Source organism: Micromonospora sp. NPDC049051 (genome assembly GCF_043197575.1).
Taxonomy (GTDB): domain Bacteria; phylum Actinomycetota; class Actinomycetes; order Mycobacteriales; family Micromonosporaceae; genus Micromonospora.
This window is the reverse complement of the sequence record NZ_JBICTL010000001.1, coordinates 1,184,848-1,200,621: the sequence shown is the minus strand read 5'-3', so window position 1 is coordinate 1,200,621 and position 15,774 is coordinate 1,184,848. Positions and strand designations below refer to the sequence as shown.

General features: G+C 73.6%; 17 protein-coding genes. 4 read left to right on the top strand and 13 right to left on the bottom strand.

Features of this window, described 5'->3' with window-relative positions; all coding sequences use genetic code 11:
- Positions 1-66: 66 nt before the first annotated feature.
- Both ACGFIR_RS05735 and ACGFIR_RS05730 read right to left on the bottom strand, forming a co-directional pair.
- Positions 67-1,995, bottom strand: a complete 1,929-nt coding sequence (locus ACGFIR_RS05735; protein ID WP_393143395.1) for a protein kinase — start codon at positions 1,993-1,995, stop codon at positions 67-69.
- Between the two features lie 132 nt (positions 1,996-2,127).
- Positions 2,128-2,427: a hypothetical protein gene (locus ACGFIR_RS05730; RefSeq protein WP_392999996.1), complete on the bottom strand. Its 300-nt coding sequence runs from the start codon at positions 2,425-2,427 to the stop codon at positions 2,128-2,130.
- 153 nt (positions 2,428-2,580) lie between these two features.
- On the opposite strand from ACGFIR_RS05730, the gene ACGFIR_RS05725 reads away from it, so the two are divergent.
- Positions 2,581-3,390, top strand: coding sequence for a Scr1 family TA system antitoxin-like transcriptional regulator (locus ACGFIR_RS05725; RefSeq protein WP_392999998.1), 810 nt, complete (start codon positions 2,581-2,583; stop codon positions 3,388-3,390).
- Positions 3,381-3,584 (top strand): DUF397 domain-containing protein, encoded by a 204-nt coding sequence (locus ACGFIR_RS05720; protein WP_393000000.1) that lies wholly within the window; start codon positions 3,381-3,383, stop codon positions 3,582-3,584. The genes ACGFIR_RS05725 and ACGFIR_RS05720 overlap by 10 nt, the downstream gene beginning before the upstream one ends.
- Here ACGFIR_RS05720 and ACGFIR_RS05715 read toward each other — a convergent pair whose 3' ends face one another.
- From ACGFIR_RS05715 to ACGFIR_RS05700, 4 genes are all read right to left on the bottom strand, one after another.
- Positions 3,585-3,980, bottom strand: coding sequence for a fluoride efflux transporter FluC (locus tag ACGFIR_RS05715; protein WP_393000002.1), 396 nt, complete (start codon positions 3,978-3,980; stop codon positions 3,585-3,587).
- Entirely contained in the window at positions 3,980-4,378 is a 399-nt protein-coding gene (gene crcB, locus ACGFIR_RS05710; RefSeq protein ID WP_393000004.1) for a fluoride efflux transporter CrcB, read from the bottom strand. The genes ACGFIR_RS05715 and crcB overlap by 1 nt, the downstream gene beginning before the upstream one ends.
- A gap of 837 nt (positions 4,379-5,215) precedes the next feature.
- On the bottom strand, positions 5,216-6,145 hold the full coding sequence (locus ACGFIR_RS05705; RefSeq protein ID WP_393143764.1) for an exopolyphosphatase: 930 nt from the start codon (positions 6,143-6,145) through the stop codon (positions 5,216-5,218).
- A 22-nt stretch (positions 6,146-6,167) separates the two neighbouring features.
- On the bottom strand, positions 6,168-7,199 hold the full coding sequence (locus ACGFIR_RS05700) for an ArsR/SmtB family transcription factor (RefSeq protein ID WP_393143393.1): 1,032 nt from the start codon (positions 7,197-7,199) through the stop codon (positions 6,168-6,170).
- Positions 7,200-7,295: 96 nt separating this feature from the next.
- Between ACGFIR_RS05700 and ACGFIR_RS05695 the strand changes: the two genes are divergently transcribed.
- A complete protein-coding gene (locus ACGFIR_RS05695; RefSeq protein ID WP_393000008.1) occupies positions 7,296-8,195 on the top strand; it encodes an alpha/beta hydrolase family esterase in 900 nt (299 codons plus the stop codon).
- Between the two features lie 33 nt (positions 8,196-8,228).
- Here the strand turns inward: ACGFIR_RS05695 and ACGFIR_RS05690 are convergent, their stop codons facing one another.
- Genes ACGFIR_RS05690 through eno form a run of 4 tightly spaced genes read right to left on the bottom strand, consistent with a single transcriptional unit; the run spans position 8,229 to position 11,315 of the window.
- On the bottom strand, positions 8,229-8,765 hold the full coding sequence (locus ACGFIR_RS05690; protein ID WP_393000010.1) for an amino-acid N-acetyltransferase: 537 nt from the start codon (positions 8,763-8,765) through the stop codon (positions 8,229-8,231).
- A 2-nt stretch (positions 8,766-8,767) separates the two neighbouring features.
- Positions 8,768-9,325: a DUF501 domain-containing protein gene (locus ACGFIR_RS05685; protein WP_393000012.1), complete on the bottom strand. Its 558-nt coding sequence runs from the start codon at positions 9,323-9,325 to the stop codon at positions 8,768-8,770.
- A 35-nt stretch (positions 9,326-9,360) separates the two neighbouring features.
- Positions 9,361-9,999, bottom strand: a complete 639-nt coding sequence (locus tag ACGFIR_RS05680) for a septum formation initiator family protein (RefSeq protein WP_393000014.1) — start codon at positions 9,997-9,999, stop codon at positions 9,361-9,363.
- A gap of 32 nt (positions 10,000-10,031) precedes the next feature.
- Positions 10,032-11,315, bottom strand: coding sequence for a phosphopyruvate hydratase (gene eno, locus ACGFIR_RS05675; protein WP_393000016.1), 1,284 nt, complete (start codon positions 11,313-11,315; stop codon positions 10,032-10,034).
- Between the two features lie 233 nt (positions 11,316-11,548).
- Here eno and ACGFIR_RS05670 point away from each other — a divergent pair, with 233 nt between their 5' ends.
- Positions 11,549-12,238: a hypothetical protein gene (locus ACGFIR_RS05670; protein WP_393000018.1), complete on the top strand. Its 690-nt coding sequence runs from the start codon at positions 11,549-11,551 to the stop codon at positions 12,236-12,238.
- A 13-nt stretch (positions 12,239-12,251) separates the two neighbouring features.
- Here the strand turns inward: ACGFIR_RS05670 and ACGFIR_RS05665 are convergent, their stop codons facing one another.
- From ACGFIR_RS05665 to ACGFIR_RS05655, 3 genes are read right to left on the bottom strand one after another with little or no spacing between them, the layout of a single operon-like run.
- Positions 12,252-13,871 carry a DUF885 domain-containing protein gene (locus ACGFIR_RS05665; protein ID WP_393143391.1) on the bottom strand — a complete coding sequence of 540 codons (1,620 nt, stop codon included), beginning with the start codon at positions 13,869-13,871 and terminating at the stop codon, positions 12,252-12,254.
- Positions 13,872-13,880: 9 nt separating this feature from the next.
- Complete coding sequence (locus ACGFIR_RS05660; RefSeq protein ID WP_393000022.1) at positions 13,881-14,852, bottom strand: nucleoside triphosphate pyrophosphohydrolase; 972 nt, start codon at positions 14,850-14,852, stop codon at positions 13,881-13,883.
- A gap of 2 nt (positions 14,853-14,854) precedes the next feature.
- Positions 14,855-15,625 carry a hypothetical protein gene (locus tag ACGFIR_RS05655; RefSeq protein ID WP_393000024.1) on the bottom strand — a complete coding sequence of 257 codons (771 nt, stop codon included), beginning with the start codon at positions 15,623-15,625 and terminating at the stop codon, positions 14,855-14,857.
- Positions 15,626-15,774 lie beyond the last annotated feature (149 nt).

Below are 15,774 nucleotides of genomic sequence, written 5' to 3'. Positions count from 1 at the left end.
TCACGCGATGAGGGCGGTCAAGGGCCGGGCCGCGGTCGGCCGTCACGACCGGGCGGGCCGGGGCGGTCAGGACACTATTCGCCAGCGCTGGCGCTCGCTGCCGTCGCACGCGACGTAGCTGACCGGCTGGCCGGGGCCTCCGGCGGTGAGGCATCCGCTCACGTTCCGCTTGCGGATCTGGCGCTTGCCGGAGTCGTAGACCCACCCGTAGAGGTTGCCGAAGCTGGTCGGGGACAGAATTCCGCGCTCGTCGTAGTTGATGGTCAACTGCATGGACGGCAGCGACCGCACGACCATGACCTCGCCGTCCGACTCGAACTTCCAGCGCTGGCCGGACAGGTCCTTCCAGGCGGCGGTCACCACCTTCGAGCCGTGTTTCGTGCCCGTGGTGCTGAGCACCGTGCCGTCGGAACTCACGATCACCATGTTGCCGGGGTCGTACGGCCCCGAGGGCAGCCCCGCGGTGCGCGACGCGCTCCGGGTCGGCACCGGGACGCCCGGGTCGTCCTTGGCCGGCGTGCGGTCGACCCTCGGGCTGGTGCCCGCGCCCGGGCCGCCACCGGGCGCCCCGGGCGCGTTCGCCGCACCGGTCGGGCCCGGCGCACCGGCCCCAGCGGTCACCTCGGGAGCGTGGGGAGACGTGGCGGGGCCGGAGGGGCCGGAGGGGCCACCGGCGACCGGGGCGGCGCCGGCGGCGAGATCGGTCGGCGGGCCGCCGGCCGGAGGTTCACCGGATCCCACACCGCCACTGGCGAGATACGCCCCGCCCAGCGCCACCACGAGCACGCCGGCCGCAGCGGCGACAGCCGGCCGCCGCCAGCTCCGACGCCGGGTGTCGACCGGCGGCACGGCCTGGATCGTCACGTCCGGCAGCGTCGTCGGCTCCGAGACCTTCGTCGGGTCCGGCCGCGTCGTCAGGTCCGAGACCTTCGTCGGGTCCGACAGCTTCGTCGGGTCCGGGGCGACCGGTTCGACGGCGGTGTCCCGACCCGGAGCGCCGTCAGCGAGCCCGTCCGGGCCGAGCGGCCTGGTGACGGCCAGGGTCGGCGCGACGCCGGGCGGCCTCGCGGGGACGGTCAGGGCGGCGTCGATCTGGGGAAGCGTCTCTTCGAGACCCTCGGGCAGCCAGCCCTGCCCGGCCGCCGCCGCGCTGCGGTCGACGTAGGCGGCGATGACGTCCTGCGGCGTCGGGCGCAGCTGCGGGTCCTTCGCCAGGCACCGGCCGACCAGCTCCCGCAGCCCTGGATCGGTGATCCCGTCGAGGTCTGGTTCGCCCTGTGTGACGCGGTAGACGAGTTCCACGGCGTTGCCGGCACGGAAGGGAGCCCTCCCGGTGGCGGCGAAGGCGACGACCGAGCCGAGCGCGAAGACGTCCGTGGCGGCCGTGGCCTTCTCCCCGCGTACCTGCTCCGGCGACATGTAGGACGGGGTGCCCATCCGTACGCCGGTCTGGGTGAGGTCGTACTCGCCGTCGATGCGGGAGATGCCGAAGTCGATGACGCGGGGGCCGTCGGCGGCGAGCAGCACGTTGCCGGGCTTCAGGTCCCGGTGCACGATGCCGGCGGCGTGGATGGCCTTGAGTGCCTCGGCCACCCCGGCGGCGAGTCGCCACACACCGTTCAGCGGCAGTGTTCCGTGGCGCGCGACGGCGACGGCGAGGTTGAGGCCCGGCACGAAGGCGGTCGCCAGCCACGGGCGGGCGGCCTCGGCGTCGTGGCTCACCACGGGGGCGGTGAAGACGCCGCCGACCCGACTGGCGATCGCGGCCTCGCGCGCGAAGCGGGCGCGGAAGGATGGGTCGGTCGAGTAGGGATCCTTGACGACCTTGACGGCCACGGCCCGGTCGGCCTGGGTCAGCCCGAGGTAGACACGCCCCATGCCGCCTTCGCCGATCCGGCCGAGCAACCGGATGTCGCCCACCGCAACGGGATCCTCCGGCTCCAACGGGAGGAACTCCAGCCCGAGCTCGGGCAGGGTCGGGATGATGTCGTCCACGCGGCGCCCCCTCGTCGTCGCAGCGATGCTACAGACGCGAAAGGGTTACGGAGCAACGGCGTTCTCCGATCCCGACCGCCGCCGACCAGGGCGGTCCGCAAGCGACCGTGAGCGCCGGGAACGGGTGCCGGATCAGGCCGCGCGGCGGGCCGCCGCGTCCGCGGTCCGCAGCAGATCCCGGAGTACGTGCACCAGCGCGCGGGCCTGCGCGAGGTCGATCAGCCAGCGCTCCGGCTCGTCGTCGGCGGACAACTCCAGCAACACTCCGGACGGGCGCAGCGGCCCGACGTCCATCTGCCAGAGCCCGGCGCGCACCTGAATCACCTCGTCACCGCGGGGCGCGACCGGCCGCAGGCGGGACAGGTGCAGCGCGCTGGCCCCGCAGCCGCTCTCGGGTACGCACCACGCCGGGTGGACGCCTCGGATCGCCACGTCGTCGCTCCTCGCTCGCCTTGTGAGGGCACTGTGGGCCCACGGTGGTTCCCATTCTCGTGACCGTCCGACTACGGTCGGAAGTCGCGCGCGGGGCACCGGTCGACGGTGGTCAGCGCAGCCCGTCCCGTGAGACCAGGTGAGCGAGGTGTGATGACCGGAGCGCAACTGTCGGCGTTGGAGCTGCTGGCCGGCGAACTGCGGCGGCTGCGCACCGATCGCGGGCTCAGCCAGGAGGAACTCGCCCGGCGGATCAACTACTCCGGCTCCCTGGTCGGCATGGTGGAGATCGGCCGGCGTACGCCCTCGCTCGACTTCGTCCGCCGCACGGACGAGGCGCTGGACAGCGGTGGCCTGCTCGGGCGGATCCTGCCGCTGGTCAGCCTGGAGACCGCGCCGGCCTGGTTCCGGCCCTGGGTGGCTGTCGAGCAGGAGGCGGCGACGCTGTGGTGGTTCGAGATCTCGGTGCTGCCCGGCCTCCTCCAGACCGAGGCGTACGCCCGCGCGGTCCTCAGCGGCGGCGGCCTCCACCCTCCGGAGCAGATCGAGCAGCGGGTGTCCGCCCGGCTCCAGCGGCAACAGATCCTCGATCGCGCCCAGCCACCGCAACTGGTCGTGGTTCTCGACGAGGGAATCCTCCGTCGACCGGTGGCCGACCAGTTCGGGGCGATGCGCGAGCAGCTCGACCACCTGATCGCGCTGGCGACACGTCCGCACGTGCACCTGCATGTCGTTCCGGCAGAGGTCGGTGTCTACCCGGGCCTGGCCGGGCCGTTCATCCTCGCCGGCTACGCCGACGGGGGTTGGGTGGCGCATCTCGACAGCCCGCTGCGCGCCCAGGTGCTGGACCGCGCCGAGGAGATTGCCAGCCTGCACCGCAGGTGGGAAAGTGTCCGCTCGGAGGCGCTGTCCCGGCGGCAGTCGCTGGTGCTGATGCAGGAAGTGGCGAAGACATGGAGCTGACCGGCGCCCGGTGGCGCAAGTCCACGCGCAGCGACAACGGCGGCGCCTCGTGCGTGGAGGTCGCCGACAACCTGCCCGGCGTGGTGCTGGTACGCGACAGCAAGGACCGCTCGGGCCCCGTGCTCTCCTTCGGCCCGGCCGCCTGGTCCCGCTTCGTCAACGGGGTCGCGGGCGGCCCGACGCCGGGGCACTGACTAGAGCTGGCCGCCGAGCCACAGGCCGAGCGCGGCCAGGACGAGACTCGCGCAGAGGCTGCCGAGCACGTTGAAGGCCTCGACGGCGGCGTTCTTGCGCAGCAGTCCCAGCGTGTGCCACTCCTCCGTGGAGAAGGTGGTGTAGGCGCCGAGGAAGCCGACCCCGACGATCGCGGCGAAGTCCTGGGCCCCGGCCCCGACGTTCTTCACGGCGTAGCCGGTGACGATGCCGAGCACGAACGCGCCCGAGACGTTGATCAGGAAGGTGCTCGCCGGGAATGCCTTGCTGGACCCGCTCGCCCGCCTCGCCCACCAGGGCTTCACCAGCGCGTCGACGCCGGCGCGGCTGAGCGCCCCGAGACCGCCGGCCAGGAAGACGCCGATGCCCACCCACATCAGGCGTGTCCGCTCGTCGGACGGCCCACCCGCGATTCCGCCAGGCGGGCACCGAGCGCGGCGGCGAGCACGCCGACGACGATGCTCGCGACGAGGTAGATGATGCCGATCCCGGTACGCCGCGCCCCGATCAGTTGATCGGCCTCGACGATGAAGTGCGACCAGGTCGTGAAGCCGCCGAGGAGACCCGTCGACAGGAACGGCTTACCCCACGGCCCCGGCAGCCGGTGCGCCGCGAGCAGCGTCATCACGGCGCCGAGGGCGAAGGCCCCCACTATGTTGATCGTGAAGGTGACCCAGGGGAAGTCCGGCGGCGTGGGCGGGGCGAACTGGAGCCCCAGGACGTACCGCAGGGTGGCGCCGATGCCACCGCCGACGATGATCGCTAGGACTGTCACGCACCCATTAACCCACCGGCGGTCCTCGTGACCGCTAGGAGCGGAAGACCCTCACCCGCACGGTTGACCCTGCCGGGCAGAACAGCCAACTGCCAGATCAGTATCGCGTCCGGCGTCTGCGACAGCATCCCTCACGACCATCTTCCGCATTGCTGGTTGCCAGAGATGCTCTCTGCATGAATGTGGCTTTCCTCCGCACTCACTCTGACCCGACATATTGCGGCGCCGATGGGAGCGGCCCTACCGTCGAGATAGGTCCGCACAGGCGGCGTCAGATCAGGCGTATTAACCGTTCGAGGGAGGGAGCAACAACTGTTCGCTGCGGCGTAGCACCGTCCACCTTGGCCTCGGTCCAATGCCCAGCTGACCATTGACGACGACAATGAGGAAATCGCACGGGAGTAGTTAGCCCGCAAAAAGCAGTCGCCCGGGGGGCTACCCGGGCGCTGCTGGTAACTCCGCGTCAACGTAAGCCCTGGTAGACGTACGAAAATGGAGCCGACATGAATGTACCCACACCCCCGGAATGCGTCAACGCTGACGCAGAGGAGAGCCCGGAAGGAGTCACGCCTGACGCGCAGGAGAGCAGGGCTGAACGGCGTCACAGGCGACGCGTCGAGCTGTTGAAGCTCGTACCTCCGCTCCTGCTGGCGTTGGCCGCGCTGGTCACCGCTTTTCGGTAGCGGCCGGGGTGAGCCAGAGGGCCGGCCTCTTCACTGCCCCCTGACCGTCCAGGCCAGGAACCTGCTGAATAGCGGATAGAGTCCTGCGTCATGTCGGGCATCTCCCGGCTAGACCCGGGTTCAGCGCGCCACCACACTGCCCAGGGCCGACTCGCTACAGGATGCTCCAGGCGATGCCGTCGAGAATGTCGTGCTCGGAGGCGACCACCGAGTCCATCCCCGCCCGCTCCATGATCACCCGGAGCACCAGGGCGCCCGCCCCGATCACGTCGGCCCGGCCCGGGTGCATCACCGGGATCGCCAGCCGCTGCTCCCTGGTCTTGCCGAGCAGGTCGGCGGTCGTGCCGGCCACCGCGTCGTACGACACCCGGGCGTGGTGGATGCGGCCCGGGTCGTACTCCTGGAGGCCCTGGGCGATCGCGACCACGGTGGTGACCGACCCGGCGAGCCCGACCAGCGTGGCGGCCTGCCGGCCCGGCACGGCCTCCAGCGCGCGGTCCACCGCTGCCGCGATGTCGGCCTGCGCGGCGGCAACCTCGTCCAGCCCCGGCGGGTCGCCGTGCAGGTGCCGCTCGGTCATCCGGACGCAGCCGATGTCCATCGAGATGGCCGCCTCGACGCCGCCCGCGCGGGTGCCGACGACGAACTCGGTCGAGCCGCCGCCGATGTCGATGACCAGGTACGGCTCACGCGCGTCGGCGGGCAGCCCGCGCACCGCGCCCGTGAAGGAGAGCCGCGCCTCCTCGTCGCCGGTCACCACCTCGGGCGCGACCCCGAGGGTCCGCTCGACCATCTCGCGGAACTCGGCCGCGTTGGAGGCGTCCCGGGACGCCGACGTGGCGCACATCCGGACCCGCTCCGCGCCCAGCTTCTCGATCTCGGCGGCGTAGGAGGCCAGCGCGACCCGCGTGCGCTCGATCGCCTCCGGCGCCAGCCGACCCGTCCTGTCGACGCCCTGCCCGAGACGGACGATCTCCATCCGCCGGCTCAGGTCGACCAGCGGCGCCTCCGGGCCCGCCGAGACGTCGGGCAGGTCGGCGACCAGCAGTCGGATCGAATTGGTCCCGCAGTCGATGGCGGCCACACGCGTCGTCACGGCAGCCACCCTACGTCAGGCGCGGTGGGGCGGCGGGGCGTCGTCGCGCGTCAGGCGCGTGGGGCGGCAGGGTGTCGTCGCGGCCGAGCAGTTCGACGCCGAGCGGGGTCAACCGGTGCACCACGGCCCCGCCGTCGCGGACGCTGCTGACCAGGCCCGCCGCCCGCAACGCCCCCGCGTGCTCGGACGCCGAGGAGACGCTGATCCCGACGGCCCGGCCGAGCGTCGTGGTGGTGTGCCGGCCCGGGCCGCCGAGGCGGCGCAGCACCGCCGCCCGGGTGGCCCCCAGCAGGCGGCCGAGCGGGTCGACGGCACTCGTCTCGACCCGGCGCGGCATCGGCGCCGGATACACCACGAGTACGGGCTGGCCCGGCTCCACCAGCACCCGGGGATGCGGCCCGGCCAGCGGGGAGGGCAGCAGGAGGAGGCCGTAGCCGGTGCCGGACAGCGTCGCGCTCCACCACGTACGCACGGTCAGCGTCGGCTCCTCCCACCGGATCGCCGGGTGCAGCGCGTTCAGCAGACCGTCCAGCCCGTACGCCGCGAGGTGGCCCGTCGCCTCGGCCACCTGGTGCGCGTGCGCCTCCGCCAGCTCTCCCCAGTGCGGCGCCAGCACCGCGTCGTGCCAGGTGCCCAGGGCCCGGCCGAACAGACCCATCGTCTCCCCGTCGGCCTCGGCGAACCGCCTGCGCAGCGGCGTACGGGGCAGGTGGGCGTACGCGGCGGCGACCTCGACCCGCACGCGCCGGGCGGGGACGGCCCGGATCGCCTCCAGACCGGCGGCCACCGACTCCAGGCCGTCCAGCGGGGTGAGGAAGTCCGGCAGTCGACCGCGCGCGGGCAGCAGGTGCCGCAGCACCGAGGCGGCGGAGCGGACCCGGCCCGTCGCCGTGGCGGCGTCCGCGGCGGGGCCCGGCACCGTCCGGACCGCCGTCGGGTCGTGCAGTGCCTGGCAGGCGAGCACGGCCGTACCGACCGGGTGCAGGCGGTCGGCGAAGCGGACCCGGCACAGGTCCGCCGGGCCCAGGCGGAGACGAAGCATGCCAGCAGACTGCCCTCCTTCGGCCTGGACCGAAAGGGTTGCCGGCGCGGACGGAGCCGGTCCAGTGTGGATCCGGGGTCACGAAGGGGGCGGGGCGTGCGACGGACGGTGGCAGTGCTGACGGGGCTGGTTCTCGCCGCCGTCGCCACGGCGTGCGGCGGGGACCGGGGTCAGTCCCGTGCCACGCCGGCCCCGTCGCCTTCGGGGGCCGTCGAGCGCCCCGCCGCCGGCGACCACCAGCTCGCCCTGCCGCACGGCGGGGCCGACCGCCGCTACCTGCTGCACGCCCCACCCGGCTACGACCCCGCCCGGCCCACCGCGCTGGTGATCGCCCTGCACTTCTATCCCGGCAGCGGGGCGCGCCTGCGGGAGATGGTGGGACTGGACGCCGTGGCCGACCGGGAGAACTTCCTGGTCGCATACCCCGACGGGATCGGCGGCGGGTTCAACGCGCTGATCTGCTGCGGGACGAGCGACGACGTGGGGTTCCTCAAGGACCTCACCGCCCATCTCGTAGGGACATGGCGGGCCGACCCGGACCGGGTCTACCTGACCGGAATCTCGAACGGCGGGGACATGAGCTTCCGCGCCGCCGTCGAGGCCGAAGGGCTCTTCGCGGCGATCGGCGTGGTCAGCGGCGGCTACAGCGGCCCCCGCACGACCCCCGAGACGTACGTGCCCCGGCGGCCCGTGTCGGTGATCACGTTCATCGGCGGGCAGGACCGCTACGCCGGGACCTTCGCCGAGGGCCTGCGCACCTGGCAGCGGCGGCTGCGCTGCACACCGGTGTCCGGCGCTCCCACGGCGGGCCCGCCGCGCGTCACCCGTACCGACGCGCGGTGCGGCGACGGCAGCGACGTCACCGTCTACACCCTGCCGGACATGGGGCACTCGTGGCCGGGCGCGCCGGGCGGCGAGCTGGCCGCCCCCGACGCGGGTCTCGCCGCCACCGAACTGCTCTGGGAGTTCTTCGCCGCCCACCCGCGCCTCGGCTGAGCACGCCGGGCCGCCTCGGGCCCCGGAGGCGGGTCAGAGGCGCAGCAGCATGCGGGTGTTGCCGAGGGTGTTCGGCTTGACCCGTTCCAGGTCCAGGAACTCGGCGACGCCCTCGTCGTAGGAGCGCAGCAACTGCTCGTAGACCGGTTGCGGCACGGGCGCGCCGTCGATCGCGGTGAACCCGAACGAGCCGAAGAACCGGGTCTCGAAGGTGAGCACGAAGATCCGGGCCACGCCCAGCTCGCGGGCGCCGTCGATCAGCTCGGCGACGATCCGGTGGCCGAGCTTGCGGCCCCGGCAGGACGGGTCGACCGCCACCGTACGGATCTCGGCCAGGTCCTCCCACATCACGTGCAGCGCGCCGCAGCCGACCACCGCGCCGTCTCCGGGGCGGACCGCGACCCGGAACTCCTGCACGTCCTCGTAGAGGGTCACCGTGGCCTTGCTGAGCAGCCGACGGTCGTCGGTGTAGGTGTCCACGAGCCGCCGGATGCCGCGCACGTCCGAGGTGCGGGCCCGCCGCACCACGATGTCGTCGGCCCCCGCCGGGCTCCCGTCAGTGCCCGCCATGGTCAGTCCGCCGCCGACACGTCCACGCAGGGCCCGGCCGCCCACCACTTCTCCACCAGCTCCAGCGTCTCGTCGCCGAACGGGTTGACCCCCGGCCCGGCCCCGAGCGCGTGCCCGAGATGCACGTGCAGGCACTTCACCCGGCCGGGCATCCCGCCGGCGGAGATGCCGGCGATCTCCGGCACCTCGCCGATCGCGTCCCGGCGGGCCAGGTAGTCCTCGTGCGCGGCCCGGTAACGCGCGGCCAGCTCCGGGTCGGCGGCCAGCCGGTCCGCCATCTCCTTCATCAGCCCCGCCGACTCCAGCCGGCTGCACGCGGCCGTCGCCCGGGGGCAGGTCAGGTAGAACAGCGTCGGGAAGGGGGTGCCGTCGGCCAGGCGGGGGGTCGTCTCCACCACGTCGGGCAGGCCGCAGGGGCAGCGGTGGGCCACGGCCCGGGTGCCCCGGGGCGGGCGGCCGAGCTGCGCGGCCACCGCGGCCAGGTCGGCCTCGGTCGCCGGTTCACGCCGGGGCGGGGGTACGGAGTCCGCCGCCGGCTCCTGCGGTGGTACGACAGTCACGATGCTGGTTCCTCGTCCGGTGCTCGGGGGGCTGCTCACTTGTCGGGCTGCTCGCCGTTGGCGGCCTGCACGCTCGACCAGAGGGTGTCGTACCAGGTGGCGGGGGTGGCGGGCGCCGACGGGGCCGCCGACGAACCGGCGTCGCGCGCGGCGCCCTCCGGGTCGGAGAGCACCACCAGCAGCGTCTCGCCCGGGGGCCCCATGAAGAACCGCTCCCTGGCCTGGATCTTGATGTATTCCGGGTCCTGCCACTTGGCGGCCCGCTCGGACAGTTCCTCGATCGCCTTGCGCTGGGCGGCCTGGGAAGCCTCCATCCGTTCGATGTCGGCCTGCTGGTCCAGGTAGACGCGCACCGGGTAGGTGTAGGCCAGGGCGAGCGCGATCAGCACCGCGAAGAGCACGGTGGCCCGCCCGGTGAGGCCCCGGGATCGGGGTGCGGAGAGCCGCTTGACGGTGCCGGCGGCCGTACGCCGGGCCGCGGCGGGCCGGCTCGCGGAGCGTACGCCCTCCGCGCCCCGGGCCGCCCCCGACGCGCGACCGGCCGTGGCCCGCGACTCGGCGCGGACGCCGCCCTCGCGCAGCGGCGTACGGGCGCCCCGTGCCCCGCCCGGCCTGCCGGTGTGACCCGGCCGGCGGGCGGGGCGCTGACCGCCCGGTGTGCGGCGCTGCTGCATCGTCACACCCCTCCCCCGAGGCCTCGCGCGTCTCAGGCCGAACGGTAGCGCGGGAACGCGCCCGCCCCGGCGTACCGCGCCGCGTCGGCCAGCTCCTCCTCGATCCGCAGGAGCTGGTTGTACTTGGCGACCCGGTCCGAGCGGGCCGGCGCGCCCGTCTTGATCTGGCCGCAGCCGGTGGCCACCGCCAGGTCCGCGATGGTGGTGTCCTCGGTCTCGCCGGAGCGGTGGCTCATCATGCACTTGAAGCCGGCCCGGTGGGCCAGGTCCACCGCGTCCAGGGTTTCGGTCAGCGAACCGATCTGGTTGACCTTGACGAGGACCGCGTTGGCGGCCTTCTCGGCGATACCACGGGCGATGCGCTGCGGGTTGGTGACGAACAGGTCGTCGCCCACGATCTGGATGCGGTCGCCGACGGAGGCGGTCAGCGTCTGCCAGCCGGTCCAGTCGTCCTCGGCCAGCGGGTCCTCGATCGAGACGATCGGGTAGTCGTCGGCCAGCTTGGTGTAGTAGTTGCTCATCTCCTCGGCGCTCTTCGCGGTGCCCTCGAAGGTGTAGACGCCGTTGTCGAAGAACTCGGTGGCGGCCACGTCGAGCGCGAAGACGATGTCGGTGCCGAGCCGGTAGCCGGCCTTCTCCACGGCCTCGGCGATCAGGTCCAGGGCCGCGGCGTTGGTGGGCAGGTTCGGCGCGAAGCCGCCCTCGTCGCCGAGGCCGGTGGAGAGGTCCTTCTTCTTCAGCACCGACTTCAGCGCGTGGTAGACCTCCGCGCCGGAGCGCAGCGCCTCGCGGAAGCTGGGCGCGCCGATCGGCGCGATCATGAACTCCTGGATGTCGACGTTCGAGTCCGCGTGCGCGCCACCGTTGAGGATGTTCATCATCGGCACCGGCAGCAGGTGCGCGTTCGGGCCGCCCAGGTAGCGGAAGAGGCTCAGCTCGGCGCTGCCGGCCGCCGCCTTGGCCACCGCGAGGGAGACGCCGAGGATGGCGTTCGCGCCCAGCTCGGACTTGCTGTCGGTGCCGTCGAGGTCGAGCATCTTCTGGTCGATCAGCCGCTGCTCGCTGGCCTCGTAGCCGATCAGCTCGTCGACGATCTTGTCCTCGATGTTCGAGACCGCCTTCTCGACACCCTTGCCCTGGTAGCGGTCGGCGTCACCGTCGCGCAGCTCGATCGCTTCGAAGGCGCCCGTGGAGGCGCCGGAGGGCACCGCCGCCCGGGCGATCGTGCCGTCGTCGAGCCCGACCTCGACCTCGACAGTCGGGTTGCCCCGCGAGTCCAGAATCTCCCGCGCGACGATTCCCTCGATGGTTGCCACTGAGTCGCTCCTCGTTTGTGTGTTCCGGTCCGGTATGGGCCGCGACGGTGCGGCTGAGGCAGTTGTTGAACGCAGCGTATCGGGCGGCGCTCGGGCACGGGCGGTCCGGGCGCTGGCCGACCCGGCCCGGAACGAGCCTCAGGGCGGCGCTTTACCCGGACATTCCCGGATTCTCGTCTCTCAACCGGCAACGGGTTTGCGCGCGGTTGACCTGATCGGCAAGGCTGGTCGCCATGCCCGCCGCCTCGACCACCCTCCGCATGCTCGCCGTGTCGGTCATCGCGTCGCTCACGGTGACCGGTTGTCAGACCCTCGACGACGCCGGCCGGGCAATCGGGCGGGCCGACCTGGTGAACGACCTGGCCGCCCGGCTCGACCGGGCGCTGGAGCTGACCTACTCCGCGGACTACCAGCTCCCCGGCGGGCAGACCGCCACCATCGCCCAGGCCCAGGACCCGGTCCGCTCCGCGTACACCTGGCCCGGCGGGAAGCTCACCGTGACCCCGGAGGCGACGGCCCGCTGCGAGACCGCCGGCCGCGCGACCTGCACCCTGGAGGCCCCGCCCGCGCCCAACGCGAAGCCCACGGTGACCATGTTCACCGAGGCCAAGCAGCGGGGGCTGCTCACGCCGCCGGTCGTCGTGGGGCTGCTCACCACCGCCGCCCTCGACCCGGACGCGGTGATCAACCAGAGCGACACCACCCTCGCCGGTCACCACGCCACCTGCGTCGACGTGGAGCAGTCCGCCGGCGACTTCACCGCCTGCGTCACCACGGACGGAGTGCTCGGCAGCTTCACCGGCCAGGTCGACGGCAGGCAGGTCGAGCTGGCGCTGAGCCGCTACCGCGAGACGGTCGACGGCGCCGTGTTCGACCTCCCGCCCGACGCCGGCGTCGTGGACCGCCGCCCCGCCAGCTCGTAGCGGCTGCCCTCGCCTACACCCCGAGCAGGGTGCGCAGGTGGCGCGGGGGTGGGCAGTCGTGGGCGAGCATCGCGTCGTGCCACTCGCGCACCGACACGCCGGCCGGGCGGGCGGCGGCGATCCCGGCCACCTCGCTGTAACCGACGAAGTACGTCGAGAGCTGCGTCGAGGTGAGCAGCGCGCGCCGCCACTTGCCGGCCGCCTCGCCCTCCTCCTGGAAGCCGCGCCCGGTCATCAGCGCCATCGCCTCGGACTCCGGCAGCTCCTCGCAGTGCACGAGCTGGTCGAGCAGCGCGTTGATGGTCATCCGGAGCTGCATCTTGAGCTGCTGCAACCGGACCGGCAGGCCGCCGAAGCCGAGGCCCGCCATCAGCTCCTCCGTGTAGACCGCCCAGCCCTCGATGAAGGGCCCCGACTCCGTCAGCGCCCGGACCCGGGTGGGCCCGACGTGGCGGCGGGCGTGGGCGAGCTGGAGGAAGTGCCCCGGCATCGCCTCGTGCACGGTCAGGTTGCGGATCATGTGGTCGTTGTACTCCCGGTAGAACGACTCGACCCGGTGCGCGGGCCACTCCTCCGGGGTGGGCGCGATGCAGTAGAACGTCGGCACGTCCGCCGTCTCCAGCGGGCCGGGCGAGTCGCAGTAGGCGACCGCCACGCCCCGGGCGAAGCGGGGCATCTCCTGGATCACGCACGGGTCGTCGACCAGCGTCACCAGGCCGTGGGCACGGACGAAGTCGGTCGCCTCGTCCAGGGTCACCGAGGCGAGGTCCACGATCGTGTGGTCGTCCGGGTGCTCGGCGGCCAGCACGTCCAGCGCCCGGCGTACCGTCTCGTCGTCGGCCGGCCCACCGACCAGCTCGACGGCCGCCGCGCGGATCTCCTCGCCCACCCGGTCCAGGTTGGCCCAGGCCCGGCGCTGGATCTCGGCGGCGCCCAGTTCGGTGTCCAGGGTGTGCCAGAGCCGCGCCTCCCAGCGGCGGCGGCCCAGCCGAGGGTCCCGGCCGGGGCCGGCGTCGGCGGCCAGGCCCTGCCGCAGCCAGGCGACGAACTCCTCCAGCGCCGCGATCGCCGCCGAGGCGGCCGGCTCGACCCGGTCGTGCAGGGCGGGGGCCTGCGCGAGCAGGGCCGGCACCTCGTCGCGGACCAGCGCCGCCGCACCGGTGAACTGCCCGACCGCCGTCTCGGCGTGGATGCGCGGCATGTCACGCAACGTCGCACGCGCGGTCGCCAGCGCGTCCGGTACGGCGGCCAGCCGCCCGGCGAGGCTCGTCAGCCGGACCTCGACCGGCGCGTACGGGCGGGCGAGCAGCGCGTGCAGCAGCGGCCCGGGATTGTGCCGCAGCGGATCCCACTCGTGCGAACGGATCTCGCTGGACTCGAACAGCTCCCGGTCCACGAACGAGGTGAGCAGCGCGTGGTCGACGCGCTCCTCGACGTCCAGCGCGTCCGGATCGAGCTCGGCGAGCGCGTCCGCGGCCTCCCTGAGCATGGCCTGGTCGGCGGCGACCGCCTCGACGGAGAGGTCCGGCAGCCGGTCGTCGTGCCGGTGGTCCCCGGTGGTGGTCGACAACCCCGGCCGGCTCTCCAGCAACGCGTCGACGATCCGCTCCGCGAGCGGCACAAACGATTCCACTCGCCGACCCTACCGGCGTTCGGCGCTCCTGACAGCGTCCGCGTAGGCGAGGGCGGCGCGGCGCAGGGCCGCCTCCGGCTCCAGGCCCGCCTCGCGGGCCGCCGCGACCGTGGCGAGCAGGCTCGCGCCCAGCCTCGCCTCCGGGTCCACCTGGGACTCCGCCAAAGGCGGCGGTACGGCCAGGCCGGCCCGGCCGGCACGTTCCAGGATCTTGGCGGCCAGGGCGAGGGCGGGCTGGCTCAGCGCGATGCCCTCCAGCACCGAGTCACGCGCCTTCTCGGCCCGCTTGATCCGCTCCCAGCTGGCCTCGATCTCCTCCAGCGTGCCCGCCTCGGCGTCGGCGAAGACGTGCGGGTTGCGCCGGACCATCTTGTCGACCAGATCTCCGGCCACGTCGTCGACGGTCCACCGCCGCGCCTCGGGCAGCTCCTCGGCGAGTCGGGCGTGCAGCACCACCTGGAGCAGCACGTCGCCCAGTTCCTCGCGCAGCGCGTCGGTGTCCCCGGCGCTGATCGCGTCGTACGCCTCGTAGCACTCCTCCAGCAGAAAGCCGGCGAGGCTGCGGTGGGTCTGCGCCCGTTTCCAGGGATCACCGCCCGGGGAGGCCAGCCGGTCCATCACCGCCACCACGTCGAGCAGCCGGGCGCCCGGCGGATCCCAGGAGCCGTACATCAGCTCCAGCTCGGCCAGGCCGGGCTCACGCGCCAGCCGCAGGCCCAGCTCACGGGCCAGCGACTCGTCGCCGGCCGGACCGGCCAGCCACACCGCGACGCCGTGCGCCGCCGCCGCGTCCAGCAACGCCTGCGTCGCCCGGCCGTCGACCACCGTGACCTCGGCGCCCGCCGCGCGCACCGCCGTCGTCAGCTCGCTCTCCGCCCCGGCCAGCACCGGGTGCCGGCGTACGACGTCCCAGGCGGCGGCGGTCAGCAGACCGGCCGGCAGCCGGGGCGAGGTGACGAGCAGGACGATCCGTGCGGGCATGCTCAGCTGTCGGTCCCACCGGCCGCCTGCGGCCCGGCGGGGGCCAGCGGCTCCGGGGTGGAGACGTCGGTGACGCCGTTGGAGCCGGTCTCGCCCAGCGGCACGCTCACCGCCGGCGCGTTGTCGGAGAAGCTCAGGACCGGGAACTCCAGCGGGCGGTAGCGGGGGTTGACCGTCACGTCGTACGCGGTGACCGCCTCGGCCAGCGGCTTGCGGGTGGCCAGCGCGGCGCGCAACTGCTCGCCGTCGAGGCGGGCGGCGGCCTCCTCGTCGGGCATGTCGGCCGGGATGGCACCCGCCCGGCGGCCCGCCGCCACCACGTCCGCCAACTCCTGCGCGGTCGGCTGGGCCTGCGCCACCGGCGGCACCCCCGAGAGGCAGCTGTAGAGCTCGGCGGACCGGCGCACGTAGCCGGTGTCGGGCGTCAGACGGAGCTGCTGGGCGACCTGCTCCGGCGCGACCTGCCCGCGCGGCTGGTAGTTCTTCTCGGCGGAGAGCCGCTCGCAGACCTCGGTCAGCACCAGCATGCTGACGATCTGGCTGCGGCCGGGCAGCTGCGGCGCCTGCGCCGGGGGCTGTCCCTCGGGCGCCTCGGGCTGCCCGGTCGGCGTCGGGTTCTTCGCCCGCACGTCGTCCAGGACCTCGGTGACGGCATCCTCGGTGATCCGCAGGTCGCCGACGTAGGCGGCGACCCCGGGCTCGGTACGGCAACCGGAGAGGGCGACGAGGCCGAGCGCCACGCTGGCGACGGCGACAAGACGGCGAGCACGCATGACGGCCACTCTCTCATGCCGGCCGCGACCCGTGTGACGCCGCCCGCCCGTCCCGCCGGCCGCCCGCCGCCCGTTCGCCGTCCGGCCACCGGAGGTCACGCCCGGTTCGGGGGCGGGTGCGCCCTCGTGAGCCGTGTGTCCCCCGCTCA

Bases quoted from the DNA above. Each gene is read 5' to 3' on its own strand.
- ACGFIR_RS05725 (WP_392999998.1), top strand. From the start codon at position 2,581: ATGACCGGAGCGCAACTGTCGGCGTTGGAGCTGCTGGCCGGCGAACTG.
- ACGFIR_RS05720 (WP_393000000.1), top strand. From the start codon at position 3,381: ATGGAGCTGACCGGCGCCCGGTGGCGCAAGTCCACGCGCAGCGACAAC.
- ACGFIR_RS05715 (WP_393000002.1), bottom strand. From the start codon at position 3,980: ATGTGGGTGGGCATCGGCGTCTTCCTGGCCGGCGGTCTCGGGGCGCTC.
- ACGFIR_RS05700 (WP_393143393.1), bottom strand. From the start codon at position 7,199: ATGCTTCGTCTCCGCCTGGGCCCGGCGGACCTGTGCCGGGTCCGCTTC.
- ACGFIR_RS05690 (WP_393000010.1), bottom strand. From the start codon at position 8,765: ATGGCGGGCACTGACGGGAGCCCGGCGGGGGCCGACGACATCGTGGTG.
- ACGFIR_RS05680 (WP_393000014.1), bottom strand. From the start codon at position 9,999: ATGCAGCAGCGCCGCACACCGGGCGGTCAGCGCCCCGCCCGCCGGCCG.
- ACGFIR_RS05670 (WP_393000018.1), top strand. From the start codon at position 11,549: ATGCCCGCCGCCTCGACCACCCTCCGCATGCTCGCCGTGTCGGTCATC.
- ACGFIR_RS05660 (WP_393000022.1), bottom strand. From the start codon at position 14,852: ATGCCCGCACGGATCGTCCTGCTCGTCACCTCGCCCCGGCTGCCGGCC.
- ACGFIR_RS05655 (WP_393000024.1), bottom strand. From the start codon at position 15,625: ATGCGTGCTCGCCGTCTTGTCGCCGTCGCCAGCGTGGCGCTCGGCCTC.